Genomic DNA, 13,885 nt, shown 5'->3' on the forward strand with positions numbered 1-13,885 from the left:
GATCACGCGTTCAGCGCGGCCAACGTCTGCTCGGTCGTCCAGAGCGCGTGGGCAAGGAAGCGATAGTTGATGATGGCAGCGAGATAGCCGTCTCCTTCAGGCACGCGCGGACCGGCAGTCGCATCGCGCACGACGAGCACTTCGAATCCTTGTTCGATGAGTTGTCGCAGATGGGACTCAATGCACAGGTTGGCCGCCATGCCGGCCAGCACGACTTGCGAGATGCCTTTCTTGCGCAGCTGCAGGACCAGATCATTGGTTTCCGGGCCATACACCTTGTGCGGTGACGCGATGATCGTCTTGCCATCAAGAAGATAGGGCTTGTATTGCTCGAGGAAGTCGGCGCCCGAGCCTTCGAACCCTTCGAGCGTCGTGGGGCCCTTGCGCTCGAACATATTGATGTTGTGCATGACCTTCTCGAGCGGGCCGCCGAAATGCCAGTGATGATCGTACGGATAGTAGTAATGCGGTGACACGGCGACCGTCAGGTCCAGCGCCTTGAAACCTTTGAGCAGCTGCTCGATATGCTCGACCGTATTGTTCTCGGTGATGCTCTCGCCAAAAAAGGGCCAGCTCGCGCCCGTCGGGCTCAGAAAGTCGTTTTGGGGATCGACGACGACCAGCGCCGCCTTGCTGCGGTCCAGCTTGAACCCTGTCTCGGGCAGCCCGGGTTCGGCCGGATCCGCGTACAGGTTGACGCCACCTTGCTGGATCGTGCTTGCGTTACTCATATCCACCTCTTCGCTAGAGACACTTCGACAAGTCAGCCCGATGCCTTTCCGGGCCGCATCTCACGACTCGCACAAACATACGTGACCAGTCGCTTTATAAAAACTCCAAAAAAATCAGGCGAGAAGACGGGGCAGCACGACGCGCTCGAACCGGTCGCAGGCGTCGCCCGATTGTTCGACCTTGCCGCGCATCAAGGCGCCTTCATAGGCCTCGACCAGGATCTGTGCAAGTTCGCTCACGTCGATATGCGCGGCCAGTTCGCGCCGTTCCTGGGCTTCCGTCAGGCACGCCGCGAGTGCACCTTCCCAACGACGCAACAGATCGGCGAGCTTGATGCGCGTGCTTTCGCTCGTGTTCGACAGCTCGAGCGACAAATTGCCGATCAGGCAGCCCAGCTTGAAGTTCTCGCGGCCGTGGTCCTCGCTGACCGCGTGGAAGAACCGGGCGATCCGGTTCAGCGGCTTGATGCGCGCGTCGTAGAGGATCGGACCGTGCCTGTCCTCGATCGATTGCCAATATTGCTCGACGATCTCGGCCGCAAAGGCCTCTTTCGTTTCGAAGTAGTTGTAGAACGAGCCCTTCGGCACGCTTGCCGCGGCCGTGATGTCCTGCACGCCGCAGCCGTTGAATCCTCTATCGAGCACCACGTCGCGTCCGATCGATAACAGTCGGCTGCGCACTTCGGGGTTGGCGGGTCTTGGCATGAGCGTGAAGCAGATCGGTGTCTTGAATGGATAATAAAGTAACTGGTCATCTATTTTGTGTCAAGCGCCGGCAGTGCCTGCCGACACCTCGGCCCGGCTCAGTCGACGCCACGTGAAATCGAAGTTGGGCGCCAGCCCAGGTCCCGCTCTAACAAAGCCAAACGAAGCGGGCCCCGGCCCCCAGCGCAAGTCAGGTTGGGTTGGGCCGAGTTGGGTAGGGCTGAGTCGGGCAGAAGCAACGGTAATGAAGCGCGCATCAACGCCGCATCATTTTTCATCGGATTGCAATGTTCATCGGATTAGCTTGCTCGCGATTTCACTGTCGCGCGCGATCGGCAAGCTTGGGCCGCTCGCTTCCTTGTTCCTTACGAGCGTAAGCCCTGCATGACTCTTCGCCACCCTGTGACGATCTCCCGGACGACCGACTCGCGCGATGCGCGATCGGCACCGCTTCGCCGCCCTCCCATCCCGGTGCGTTTAAACGTGATGCTTCTGACGATCGTCGTCGTCGCATCCGTCGTTCAACTCTTCGGCCTTGCGGTACTGCTGCGTGCATACGGCGCTGTCGCGCTGCTGCTTGTCGTGCCGATCGTCGTGCTGACGCCGACGCATTGGGGACTCATCCACGAAGGCATTCACAGTCAGCTCTTCGCATCGCGACGGCTCAACGAAACGGTCGCTCGCCTGCTCGCGGTCGCGCTGGGTGTGCCATTTGACGCCGTGCGGTTTGGTCATCTCATGCATCATCGCTTCACGCGTGAGCCCTACGATCAGCCGGATCTTTACGATGGGACCGGGCCTTTGTGGCGTGCGCGACTTGTGTACTACGCACGACTGCTGGGCGGCACGTATGCGAGTGAAATCGTGGCGCCGCTGCTTGCGTTCATGCCGACACGCATGGCGAGCGCGCAGATCGTCAGGGCCATCAGCGCAAAGGGCCCCGTCGGCGAGCAGGTGCAGCGTCACTATGTGAACTTCGCGACCGACCCCAAGCGGCGCAGCCGCACACGTCGCGACTGGATTCTGACGCTTATCGTGTATGGGGCCGCATTCCGGTTCTACGGCGACGCTTGGCCTGTGCTGCTCGGCGTGATGCTGTTGCGCGGCGTCTGGATCTCGCTGGCCGACAATCTGCCGCACTTCGATGTCGCGCTCGATGAGCCCGGCCGTGCACGCAACTTCAAGCTGCCTCGGTTCTGGCAAACGATCACGATGAATCATCATCTTCATCGCTTGCATCATCAGCATCCGACCTTGCCATGGACGACGTTGCCAACATACGCGGAGCAGACTCACGAACGCAGTATCGGCTCCGAAAGCCACGCAGACATGTCGATGCCGCTGCGTGAACCGGCACCGTATTTCCGCGCAGCACTTCGTCAGTTCCGCGGCCCCACGCGCGCGATGCCACTGAAATAAAGCGTCACCTGGAAGATTTTTAAGTTAAGCGAAAGTTAAGGTAGCGGCACATAAAGTTGCACCGAATGCGCAGACTTATTGCACCGCAGAAGGAGCATCTTGTGACTGTCGATTACCGTAGTACCGCCGAGCATGCTGTCAGCAAAGTCCCTGCGCTGACGCTCGGCTTCTGGATTATCAAGATCGCTGCGACGACGCTGGGCGAGACGGGTGGCGACTGGGTCACGATGTCGCTGAACCTCGGCTATCTCGTGGGCACGCTGATTTTCCTCGTGGCCTTTGTCGTGCTCGTGTTCGGCCAGATTCGCAGCCGCGCGTTTTATCCGTCGCTGTATTGGGCGACGATCGTGGCGACGACGACGCTGGGCACGACGCTTGCCGACTTCTGCGACCGTTCGCTGGGCGTTGGCTATCCCGGTGGTGTCGCGATCATTTGCACGCTGCTCGTTGTGAGTCTCGCCATCTGGTATCGCACGGAAGGTTCGATCGCGGTCGACAGCGTCGCGAAACCTCGCGTCGAATGGTTTTACTGGGTGACGATCCTGTTTTCTCAAACGCTGGGCACGGCGCTGGGCGATTGGGTTGCGGGCGACGATCGTGGCGGGTTCGGTCTCGGCTACGAAGTGGGCGCAGCGATCTTCTGCGCCGGGCTCGTGATCGTCGGGGCGCTGTATCTGGCGACGCGCGTATCGCGTACCGCGATTTTCTGGGCTGCGTTCGTGCTCACACGGCCGCTCGGTGCAACGCTTGGCGATCTGCTCGACAAGCCGATTGCACAAGGCGGCCTCGAGATCAGCCGGTTCTATGCGTCCGGCATTCTTCTCGTGTTCATCGTGGGCTGCGTCGCGTTGCTTCCGCAGCGGCCTGCGCAGAGGCGTGTGCACGACACTGCGCGAGAGGATGAGCGTTAATCGAGACGCTTTTTCGTGATCAGCCCGCTCGCCTTGTCCCACTCTTCCGGCGTCATCCGCTGCACGGTGACGCCAAAGGTCCATATATGGCCTTCTGGATCCTTCGCACGATAGCTGCGATCGCCGTAGAACTGCGTCTGCGGCTCCATCAGGATCGTCGCCCCCGCCGCTCGCGCATGCGCGCAATGCGCGTCGATATCCTCACCCTCTGCAAGCTGTACGTGGACGGACTGTGTGTTCTTGCCGCCGACGGAACGCGGGCTCTTGTGGTCGTCGCTCCATTCCGAGCCGATCATCACGACAGAATTGCCGTATGACATTTCCGAGTGGGCAAGATTACCGTCGGCATCGAGTATGACGAATATCGGCTCGAATCCGAACGCTGACTCCAGCCAGCGAAAGGCAGTCTTGGGGTCCTGATAAGACAGCGCACTCGAACATCCCTTGCTGCGGTAGGCATCAGTCATTGTCGAATCTCCCGACGTTGAGGGTGAATGGACATGACAAGCTTCGAAACAAATCGACGAATCGGCAAGTGAATTTCTCGTGTGATGTGCCGCTTGACGATTCATAACTCGATGGTTATATTTAAATCCATAACCACTCAGTTATAGATTCGCGATGCAGAATGCTCACGATGTCCTGTTCAAAACGCTTGGCGATCCGACACGACGCGCGCTGTTCGAGCGTCTGTGTCGAGAAGGGGAACAGACCGTCTGGGCGCTGACAGCGGAGTCCGGCGTATCGCAGCCTGCCGTATCGAAGCACCTTGGCGTGCTTAAGCAAGCCGGGCTCGTGCTCGACCGTCACGAAGGGCGTCAGACCCACTACAGCGCGCAGATCGGCGCACTGGCCCCGCTTGTCGATTGGACGCGTCAGATGGCTCAGTTCTGGGAGAGCCGATTCGACGCGCTGGATGACCTTCTCAAGAGGATGGACCAATGAACGAAAAGTCGACGGAAGTACGCTCGGTCGTTGTCGAACGCGAGTTCGCGCATGCGCCGGAAAAGCTCTGGCGCGCGCTCACGCAGCCGCACCTGATCGAGCAGTGGCTCATGAAAAACGATTTTCAGCTTGCCGCGGATCATCGGTTTCGCCTGAGTGCAGACTGGGGCTCGGTGGAATGCCAGGTGATGGAGATCGAGCCGAACAAGACTCTGTCCTATACATGGTCGGCGTATGGCCTCGAGAGTGTCGTTACATGGACGCTCACGCCCACTGCGGCAGGCACGCATCTCCGCATGGAGCAAGCCGGCTTCCGTACCGATCAGGAACAGGCCTACCAAGGTGCGAAGGGCGGATGGCAGCATTTCTTCGCTTCGCTCGAAAAGGTACTGGATCAGCAGGCTTGATCATTGCAGCGCCTGATAGCGGCTTAAGGAATCGTGACCACGGTTGTGTGGCGGACATGCCGGTCCGCGCAGAATGAAGCACCCGAGTATCCTCTGTGGCGCAGCATTCTCACGCACACCGTAGCGATTCCTTCCACTCTCAGGAGCAGTGATGCGAACCATGCAGGCAGTGCAGGTCACGAAAGCGGGTGGTCCCTTTGAAATCGTCGAGCGCGACATTCCGGACCCGTCAGACGGACACGTGTTGATCAAGGTGCAGGCGTGCGGCGTCTGCCATAGCGACTCTCTGACCAAAGAGGGACACTGGCCAGGCCTTCAATATCCGCGCGTGCCCGGGCACGAAATTGCCGGCGTGATCGAAAAGCTCGGCGCGGGCGTGCAAGGCTGGCAAGTCGGGCAACGCATCGGCGTGGGCTGGCATGGCGGCCACTGCGGCCTCTGCGAGAATTGCCGCCACGGAGACTTCGTGCTGTGTAAAAACGGCCTCGTGCCGGGGATCAGTTACGACGGCGGATACGCTCAATACATGGTGGCGCCGCAAGAGGCATTGGCGCGCATGCCCGATGACCTGTCGGACGTCGATGCCGCGCCATTGCTTTGCGCCGGCATCACGACATTCAATGCGCTACGCAAGAGCGGCGCGCACGCCGGTGATGTCGTCGCAGTGCTCGGCATCGGCGGCCTCGGACACCTCGGCGTGCAATTCGCCCGGAAAATGGGCTTTATCACCGTGGCCATCGCACGCGGTCAGGACAAGGCGCCATTGGCGAAACAACTCGGTGCGCATCACTACATCGACAGCGAAGCGCAAAACGTCGCAGAGTCCTTGCAAAAGCTCGGCGGCGCACGCGTGATCCTGGCAACGGTCACGAGCGGCAAGGCCATGAGCGCGGTCATCGGCGGACTCGGCCTTAACGGCAAGCTCATCGTGGTCGGCATCTCGACGGAGCCGGTCGAAGTCCCGGTCGCACAGTTCATCATGGGTCGGCAATCCGTCCAGGGCTGGCCGTCGGGTACGGCGGCCGATTCCCAGGAAACGCTCGCGTTCAGCGCGCTGTCCGGCGTCAAACCGATGATCGAGCAATATCCGCTATCCCGGGCGCCCGAAGCCTATGACCGCATGATGAGCGGCAAGGCGCGCTTCAGAGTGGTGATCACACCGGATAAGTGACCGCTGGCGTACGCCCTGAAAGAAGGCACGGTGATCCGCACCGCGATGTGAGTCCCGTGCCGCCACTCAAGTCAGCATCACGCGCCCCAGGCGAAAACAGTACCTGCGCGAGTATCATATCGGCTTCGCAAAGAAACACCGCCGACCAAGGCGGCGCGCACGCTCAGATGAAGGTGATATTCGCAAAGACCACGCTCACGGACGCCGACACGCTCGTGGCGATGCGTATTGAAGCCATGCGGGAAAGTCTCGAACGCATCGGCCGCTTCGATCCTCAACGCGCAAGAGATCGCTTTCTGGCCACGTTCGAACCCGCGTACTGCAAATTCATCGTGGCCGATGGACAGTGCGCCGGCTTTATCGTGTTCAAGCCAGCCGAAGATCACTTCGCGCTCGAGCATCTGTATATCCTTCCGGAGCACCAGGGCAAAGGTATCGGCGCCGCCGTACTCAGCTCGGTGTTCGATGAGGCCGACTCGCAATCGCTGCCGGTCAGAGTCGGCGCATTGCGCGACAGCGACTCCAACCGGTTTTACCTGCGACATGGATTCGTGAAGGTCAACGAATCCGAGTGGGACATCTACTATGTCAGAGCGCCTGAATGCCAGCGATAGCGCGTCGCCGCAACCCACTGCCACAACGATGCTGAAGCTTGAGTCCAATCTGGGGCTGTCCACTGACCTGCGCTTGCATGAGCAAAGCGGAATCGTCGAAGCACAAGACGGCTACACAGTGGTCCGTACGCCCGACGCGCCCGAGTATTTCTTTGGCAATCTGCTTGTCTTGCCTCAACGTCCTTTGATTTCGGATCTCGGCCGTATCGAGCGGGATTTCGCGAGGCTCGTGGGCGTGCCGCCGCGGATTGCGCATCGCACCTTTACGTGGCCGGAATACCCGAGGGAAGAAGTCGATCTGGACGCTTTTATTGCGCAGGGCTATGACGCTACGCTCTATGAAGTGCTCGCGGCGAAGCCGTCGGACATCGTCCCCGTCACATCGCGCGCGCACGTCGACGTCCGACCCTTCCGCTCTCAGGAAGACTGGGATACCTGGTCAGCCATGCAATTGGGCGATATGCCCAACCCCGACGACGTGACCTCGCAGCGCTTTATGGCGCATCAAGAGAAGGCCTATCAGCGCCTGATCGAACGTGGATTCGGCAATTGGTGGGGCGCATTTATCGATGGAGAGCTTGCAGGGAGCCTCGGCTTGTTCTTCCTCGACGGCATCGGCCGCTTCCAGTCCGTGCTGACCGGCGAAGCATTTCGGAATCAGGGTATCTGCAAGACGCTCGTGAGCGAAGTCACGCAGATGACGGCCGCTCGTGCCAATGTGTTCGTCATGGTCGCCGATGAAAGCTATCATGCGGGGAAAATCTACCAGGCATTGGGCTTCAGGCCGGAGGCGCGCGTAGGCAGCCTGTGCCGGGAGCCCGCTTAAAACACCCGGAGCGGTCATGACGCTATCTCGTGCAACGAAGAGCACACGACGACGCCTCGCAGGTGCTGTCGCCCTTGCATTCCTGGTGACAGGCTGCGCGACGAAGGACGCGAGTGTCTCGCCACAGCGTGTCAACATCGACGCTCGCCCGAACGGGATCGCGGTGCGCACCGAGGACGGTGCGCTGTTCATGACCGACGATGCGTCCAACAGCGTCTTGCTGTCGACGGACGGCCTTCACTTCACGCCCTACGCGACCGTGGGCACCGTCGCCGGACAACCCAACAGCCTGAGCGAACTGGTCTTCGCAGGGCCGAACTTGCTGTTCGTCGCGCGGTTTGGTTTTGGATCCCAAGGTGGTGTGTTTGAAATCGCTCAACGGGGCCCCGCCGTCGCGCTCAGCGGACTCGATCCCAAACGCCGCCGACTCGGCCTCACGCCCGTGAGCCCGGGCAAGCTGCTTTCGACTTGGTTTGTCAAAGAAGACAATCAGCCGCTCAAGGGCGGCGTCAGCCTGATTTCATATGACGCCAGGACGCACAGCGCAACCGAACGTGATGTCCTGACCGGATTCGGCAAACCCATCGGCGTGGCCGTCTTCCGCGACCACATCTACATCACCGATCAGACGAACCATTGCGTCGTCGATGCCGACCTGAACGTTGTGCTCGATTCGCAACAACCGGTCACGCCGAACAAGGTGCTGGCGCAGGTCAATTCCCCTGATCTGCTGGCTGTCGATCACACGGGGCAGCTGTTCACGAAGTGCGGTCAAAACAGCGTGTGCAGGATCGCGAGCGATGGCGATGTCACCGTGATCGCCGATGACTTCAGCGATGCGCGGGGTGTCACGATCGACGATGTGCGCGATCGTGTCTACTGGATCGATCGCACCCAATCCGCGGCGCAAGCGAGCGCAGTGCGAACGTTGCCGCTTCGCTAAAGCCTGGCGAACACAAAGAACGAAACACAAAACAAAACGACGCATACACAGCGTGTCGGGATCGCTCCCGAACAACGCGCGCGTATGCGTCGCGATTTCCTCAAGCGAGATCCGGCTCAAGCCGGACGTCGTCTTTAGAAGATATTGCGCAGGCCGATTGCAACACCGGTCTGATTGTTACGACCCGGATAGTCCGCAAGGAACGCACCGTTGCCACGCGTGAAGTCGACCGTGCCGTAGATTTCCGTGCGCTTCGACAGCGAGTACTCGGCAAGCACCGTCGCCGAGTAGTTGATGCCGACGCCAAGCGTGCCATCCAGCGTCGCAGCATTACGTGCGTGGTCGTAGTAACCCGCCACCGTGATCGCCAGCGGCGCCGTGACCTGCCATTGCGTACCCGCGTACAGCGCGTCGTCGATCCGGTTCGGGCTCACGAACGGCAGCTTCGGTGCGCCGGCCTGTTGCATATCGACATCGGCGAGACCCGTGTTGTCTTGCGAATGCAACCAGCCGCCAAGCAGCTTGAGCTGCGTCGTCAGCGCGAAATTCACACCGACGTTGACGATGTTGAACTTCTTGCCGGACACGTCGTTTTGCTGGAAGCCGACGTCCGCCGACAACGAACCCAGCGTGTACGACGCGGTGAACGCGTACATCGCGTTTTCGCCATTGTGGCCGGCAACGCCGCCCACACCGTACATGCCTTCCACATGCAGGCCGCCGAAGTCGCCTTGATACTTGAGCGAGCTGTCCGTGAACAGGAACGGTCCGACCGGGTTGTAGATCCAGCTGTCTTGCCAGAAGTCGCCGACGGTCAACGGGTCATAGATATTGCCCATCACGTCGAAGAACGGCGTTTGCTGACGACCGATGGTGAACGAACCGTATTGGCTGTTCGACACGCCGACCCACGCATGACGCTGGAACAGGCGGTTGCTGCTGTTGTCGAGCTTACCGGTCCACGACTGGAATTGATTTTCGAGGCGTAAGATCACCGACGTACCACCGCCGATATCTTCACTGCCCTTCAAGCCGAAACGGCTCGGCGTTTCCACGCCTTCGCCCATCGAGAGCGTGCCGTCGTTCGTCGGGGTGGTGTTATTCACATAGCGCACGCTGGTGTCGATCAGGCCATAGAGCGTGACCGAGCTTTGTGCATAAGCGGAGTGAGCTGAGAGGGCAAGCAGTGCAGTGCCGAGCGCTGCGGCGGTTCTTTTCATATCATCCCCTGTCATTATTTACGCCGGCCTAATCCGGCGTATGAGTCGTGGTGGATGATATTTCCAAAGAATATGCAACTTCGAGGGTGGGTAACCACCTATTCCCAAAGCATTGAATCCGGAAAGCCTTGCCACAAGGGTTTGACAGCGCATTCAAGCAGTTAGCGCGTTAAACAAAGTGTGGTGGAGATCCGGTTTAAAGGCAGGCTTGATGCGTTTTGAGTGGATTTGAATCACAGCCTTAAGCCAATGCGCATCAGCAAGCGCACATATTAAATAGGTAATTGGCTTGCATCTAAATGCTCACGCATTGAACGGACCGCTGCGGCAAGGGATAACCCTCCCAAGCCGAACGGTCACCGTGGACAGAACGCGACATCGTCCAACGTGTTTTCAAGCCTCATCCTCAAGCGACCTGACGAGACTGCTTCGCAGCGCGACGATTTCCTGCTGAAGCTTCGAGAACTGCTCCGGCGTCAGCCCACACGCATCGTTGAGATCGATCGCGAACGCCTTCTCGCGAAGCCGCTTGCCGCTCTTGGTCAGGCTCACACGTACCTGACGCTCGTCCTGCGGATCGCGCGCTCGCTCGACATAGCCCAACCCTTCGAGCTTCTTGAGAATCGGCGTCAGCGTGTTCGACTCGAGAAACAGGTTCTCGCCGAGGCCATGCACGGTCTGATTGTCCTGTTCGTACAGCGCAATGATCGTGACGTACTGGGTGTAGGTCAGGCCGAGTGCCTCGAGTATCGGCCGGTAGACCTTGCCGAATGCCAGATTCGTCGAATAGACCGCGAAACACAGAAAGTCGGCCAGCTTCGCATTTGCCGCGTTGTTGCTCGGGTTCGATTTCATGGGAATCCCTGTGTTGTGGCGCATACGCACGCGCCCGTGCCATGGACGCGCCAATGATACATCGCATGCGATGAATTCGCAACCGATCGAAATTGCTTGACAGCCCGAATCGCCACGATCAAGATGCGTTCAATCGCATTCGACTGCATCGCATCCGATTGAATTAGTTACCGCGCACTTAACTTGAGGAACCCATCATGACCACGATCGAAAAAGTCATCTTCTCCGGCACGACCCATACCGTTGTCAATCGCGACCCGAGCGTCCAGCGCGGCGACCACGGCGTGGTCGATCTCAAGCTGTCGGCTCCCGGCGGTGTGGACTATTCGTTCGACGCCGTCGAGCCGCACCCGACGGCCGAACAACTGTTCGCCGGCGCCTGGTCGGCCTGCTACATCACCGCGTTGGGCATCGCTGCGTCGCTCAAGAAGCTGACGCTGCCGGAAGGCTATGCGGTGGATATTCGCGTGGACGTGGGCCAGACCGGTCCTGGCTGGTTCCTCGGCGCCGAGTTCACGGTGCGCCTGCCCGGTGTCGAACAGAAGCTCGCCGAAGCCGTCGTCCATCTCGCGCACGAAATCTGCCCGTACTCGAAGGCCGTCAAGGGCAACATCGACCTCGCGCTGAACGTCGTCACGCAATAAGCGGCGCTACCGCGGACGCTCCGGGTCGATAGCGCGCATCAAGCTGTCGATCCGGAGCATGCGGGCATCGTCAACTCGATTGACGATGTCGGTCTGAAAGCGTTGTGCAGGCGCTATACGCTTGCCGACATGCACTGTCAGAGGCGAACCCGCCGGGCATGCCCGGACACGCCGCACATCCACCTGGTTTTGCCGTACCCAGGCAGCGCGCTTGCACGCATGTCGCGCAGCATCGCCGCCGAGCCATCATCCGAATCCGAGGACCTTGTCATGAACGATACACAGACGCTCGCCGACACTCAGTCTGCAGCTCAATCCACGCAGTCCGTCGACATGAAACTCGAGGTCGTCGTCATTCCCGTCGCCGATATCGATCGTGCCAAGGCGTTCTATACGCAGCTCGGCTGGAAACTCGACGTCGATCTTTCCACGAACGAGCAGTTCCGCGTGGTTCATTTCACGCCGCCGGGCTCGCAGTGCTCGGTATTGTTCGGCAAAGGCGTGACGACGCAGGCGCCGGGCTCGGTGCAAGGGCTGCATTTGACCGTATCCGATGTCGTCGCTGCACGCGCCGCGCTAGTCGATCGTGGCATCGAAGTCAGCGAAGTCTTCCACGACGCCGGCGGTGTGTTCCACCACGCGGGCACCGAAGCACGCGTCAGCGGCCTGCAACCGCAACGACGCAGCTACGGCTCATTCGCGTCGTTCAGCGATCCGGATGGAAACGGCTGGGTCTTTCAAGAGATCACGACGCGCCTGCCCGGCCGCGTCAGCGAAAGCGACACCGTGTTCTCGTCCTCCGTCGAGTTGGCAGGCGCGCTGCGCCGCGCTGCCGCGGCGCATGGCGAGTACGAAAAGCAACTCGGTCATCACGACGACAACTGGCCCGACTGGTACGCCGATTACATCGTGCGCGAGCAGGCAGGCAACCCTGCCTCGAAGTAGTCGCTCATTGCTACCGGGACACGACCTGAGGACCGTAGGTCGTTTCCCAGCCACCGCCCAATGCCTTGCAGAGCGAGATCAGATCGGCATCCGCTGTGGCCTTGCTCTGTTCGAGACTGCTCTGCGCATCGAGCAACTGCTTCTGCACATTGAGCACATCGAGGTAGTCGATCGCACCGGCTTTATATCGTTGCTGAGCGACGACGAGTGCCTTCTGATTAAATTTCACCGCTTCGGTCAGACGATCTCGACGACGTTGCTCTGCGTCGTACGTCACCAGTGCATCATCGACTTCCTTCCACGCGTCGAGCACCGTGTGCTTGTACATGATGGCCGCTTCCTGTTGCTGCGCTTCGCGCAAGTGAAGCGTGCCCTTGAGCCGCCCGCCTTCGAAAATCGGCATCGTGATCGATGGCCCGACCACAAATTGGCCCGACGCCCAGTTCGCAAGGTTCGACAACTGCAGGCTCTGGAACCCGGCGCTGCCGTTGAGCGAGATACGTGGATAAAAATCAGCCTTCGCCATGCCGATCGAAGCCGTCGCAGCATGAAGCTCCGCCTCGGCCTTGCGGATATCGGGTCGGCGTTGCACCAGCTCAGAGGGGAATCCGATCGGCACCTGCCCTGGAAGCTCGGGCACATCATGCGCATCGGCCAATGTCTGCTTGAGCGCGCCCGGTTCTTCCGCGAGCAGCACACCGATCGCGTTGATATCCGTCTCGCTTCGCGACTCCAGCGTCGGAATCAGGCTCTGAATGGTCTCGACCTGGGCCGATGCATTGTCGACGTCGAGTTCGGTAGTCACACCTTCGTGCACTCGAACCTGAGTCAGCTTCAATGCATTGCGAGCGATGTCGAGGTTCTGGTTCGCGATGGCAAGCAGCGACTGCGTATCGCGCAGATCGACATAGTCGCGCGCAAGCTCGGCGCGCGCCGACAACAGGATCGAGTTCCAGTCTTCGTATGAAGCTTGAGATAAAGCCGTCGCCGCTTCGACACCACGACGCACACGCCCCCAGATATCGACTTCCCACGACGCATCGAAACCGAACTGATACAGGTTGTAGGCCGGTGAACCCGACGAACCGGGTAGCGGAGCGACACCCAGGCCGGTATTGCCGGCCGCTGACTGCGTCTGCGTTTGCGTAGGTGTCACACCAAGCAACGACAGAATGCCGTTCTCGCTCCCACGTTCACGGTTGTACGAAGCCGCGCCGTCGAGCGTCGGATATTCCGCCGCCCCTGCAACGCGTTGTTCCGCACGACTCTGCCGCAAGCGCGCAGACGCCGCAGCCACGTCGAGATTCGCATCGGCCAGCTGTTTCTCAAGGGTGTTCAGCGTCGGGTCGTTGAACAAGGTCCACCAGTCTGGCGTGAACTCCGCCTCGACCGGCTTGCTCGGCGCCTGCGCGGACTGCGTCCGGTCGAAGACGTCAGGAGTCGTGCTCGTCGGCCGCTGGAAATCCGGGCCGACCATGCACCCTGCCATCATCAGGCTCGCAACGATGGCCAGCAGCGACGTGCTGAACGAATAGGTGCGCGTGTCCAT

General features: G+C 60.1%; 16 protein-coding genes. 10 read left to right on the forward strand and 6 right to left on the reverse strand.

The annotated features are described in order from the left end of the window. Positions 1–2: 2 nt before the first annotated feature. Both ACMFWR_RS25595 and ACMFWR_RS25600 read right to left on the reverse strand, forming a co-directional pair. Positions 3–731, reverse strand: coding sequence for a cysteine hydrolase family protein (locus ACMFWR_RS25595; protein ID WP_413195180.1), 729 nt, complete (start codon positions 729–731; stop codon positions 3–5). 114 nt (positions 732–845) lie between these two features. Continuing rightward, positions 846–1,436 carry a TetR family transcriptional regulator C-terminal domain-containing protein gene (locus ACMFWR_RS25600; RefSeq protein ID WP_413195181.1) on the reverse strand — a complete coding sequence of 197 codons (591 nt, stop codon included), beginning with the start codon at positions 1,434–1,436 and terminating at the stop codon, positions 846–848. A gap of 486 nt (positions 1,437–1,922) precedes the next feature. Here ACMFWR_RS25600 and ACMFWR_RS25605 point away from each other — a divergent pair, with 486 nt between their 5' ends. Next, a complete protein-coding gene (locus ACMFWR_RS25605; protein ID WP_413197348.1) occupies positions 1,923–2,855 on the forward strand; it encodes a fatty acid desaturase family protein in 933 nt (310 codons plus the stop codon). 101 nt (positions 2,856–2,956) lie between these two features. Beyond that, positions 2,957–3,766: a hypothetical protein gene (locus ACMFWR_RS25610; RefSeq protein WP_413195182.1), complete on the forward strand. Its 810-nt coding sequence runs from the start codon at positions 2,957–2,959 to the stop codon at positions 3,764–3,766. On the opposite strand, the gene ACMFWR_RS25615 is transcribed toward ACMFWR_RS25610, so the two are convergent. Further along, a complete protein-coding gene (locus tag ACMFWR_RS25615) occupies positions 3,763–4,233 on the reverse strand; it encodes a VOC family protein (protein WP_413195183.1) in 471 nt (156 codons plus the stop codon). The genes ACMFWR_RS25610 and ACMFWR_RS25615 overlap by 4 nt on opposite strands. Before the next feature lie 154 nt (positions 4,234–4,387). Here ACMFWR_RS25615 and ACMFWR_RS25620 point away from each other — a divergent pair, with 154 nt between their 5' ends. The 6 genes from ACMFWR_RS25620 (at position 4,388) to ACMFWR_RS25645 (ending at position 8,672) form a co-directional block, all read left to right on the forward strand. Beyond that, positions 4,388–4,711: an ArsR/SmtB family transcription factor gene (locus ACMFWR_RS25620; protein ID WP_413195184.1), complete on the forward strand. Its 324-nt coding sequence runs from the start codon at positions 4,388–4,390 to the stop codon at positions 4,709–4,711. Beyond that, complete coding sequence (locus tag ACMFWR_RS25625; RefSeq protein WP_413195185.1) at positions 4,708–5,118, forward strand: SRPBCC family protein; 411 nt, start codon at positions 4,708–4,710, stop codon at positions 5,116–5,118. Before ACMFWR_RS25620 ends, ACMFWR_RS25625 begins: the two co-directional genes overlap by 4 nt. 151 nt (positions 5,119–5,269) lie before the next feature. Further along, positions 5,270–6,289 carry an alcohol dehydrogenase gene (locus ACMFWR_RS25630; protein WP_413195186.1) on the forward strand — a complete coding sequence of 340 codons (1,020 nt, stop codon included), beginning with the start codon at positions 5,270–5,272 and terminating at the stop codon, positions 6,287–6,289. A 167-nt stretch (positions 6,290–6,456) separates the two neighbouring features. Further along, positions 6,457–6,903 carry a GNAT family N-acetyltransferase gene (locus tag ACMFWR_RS25635; RefSeq protein ID WP_413195187.1) on the forward strand — a complete coding sequence of 149 codons (447 nt, stop codon included), beginning with the start codon at positions 6,457–6,459 and terminating at the stop codon, positions 6,901–6,903. Beyond that, positions 6,875–7,729, forward strand: coding sequence for a GNAT family N-acetyltransferase (locus ACMFWR_RS25640; protein ID WP_413195188.1), 855 nt, complete (start codon positions 6,875–6,877; stop codon positions 7,727–7,729). Before ACMFWR_RS25635 ends, ACMFWR_RS25640 begins: the two co-directional genes overlap by 29 nt. Positions 7,730–7,745: 16 nt before the next feature. After that, a complete protein-coding gene (locus tag ACMFWR_RS25645; RefSeq protein ID WP_413195189.1) occupies positions 7,746–8,672 on the forward strand; it encodes a hypothetical protein in 927 nt (308 codons plus the stop codon). Between the two features lie 134 nt (positions 8,673–8,806). On the opposite strand, the gene ACMFWR_RS25650 is transcribed toward ACMFWR_RS25645, so the two are convergent. Together ACMFWR_RS25650 and ACMFWR_RS25655 are read right to left on the reverse strand one after the other, a co-directional pair. Further along, positions 8,807–9,892, reverse strand: a complete 1,086-nt coding sequence (locus tag ACMFWR_RS25650; protein WP_413195190.1) for a porin — start codon at positions 9,890–9,892, stop codon at positions 8,807–8,809. A 393-nt stretch (positions 9,893–10,285) separates the two neighbouring features. Continuing rightward, positions 10,286–10,747 carry a MarR family winged helix-turn-helix transcriptional regulator gene (locus ACMFWR_RS25655; RefSeq protein ID WP_413195191.1) on the reverse strand — a complete coding sequence of 154 codons (462 nt, stop codon included), beginning with the start codon at positions 10,745–10,747 and terminating at the stop codon, positions 10,286–10,288. 197 nt (positions 10,748–10,944) lie between these two features. Between ACMFWR_RS25655 and ACMFWR_RS25660 the strand changes: the two genes are divergently transcribed. Together ACMFWR_RS25660 and ACMFWR_RS25665 are read left to right on the forward strand one after the other, a co-directional pair. Then, positions 10,945–11,391 carry an Ohr family peroxiredoxin gene (locus tag ACMFWR_RS25660; RefSeq protein ID WP_413195192.1) on the forward strand — a complete coding sequence of 149 codons (447 nt, stop codon included), beginning with the start codon at positions 10,945–10,947 and terminating at the stop codon, positions 11,389–11,391. A gap of 270 nt (positions 11,392–11,661) precedes the next feature. Next, positions 11,662–12,336, forward strand: coding sequence for a VOC family protein (locus tag ACMFWR_RS25665; RefSeq protein WP_413195193.1), 675 nt, complete (start codon positions 11,662–11,664; stop codon positions 12,334–12,336). A gap of 10 nt (positions 12,337–12,346) precedes the next feature. Here the strand turns inward: ACMFWR_RS25665 and ACMFWR_RS25670 are convergent, their stop codons facing one another. After that, a complete protein-coding gene (locus ACMFWR_RS25670) occupies positions 12,347–13,885 on the reverse strand; it encodes an efflux transporter outer membrane subunit (protein WP_413195194.1) in 1,539 nt (512 codons plus the stop codon).

The organism is Pararobbsia alpina (genome assembly GCF_965118125.1).
Lineage (GTDB): Bacteria > Pseudomonadota > Gammaproteobacteria > Burkholderiales > Burkholderiaceae > Pararobbsia > Pararobbsia alpina_A.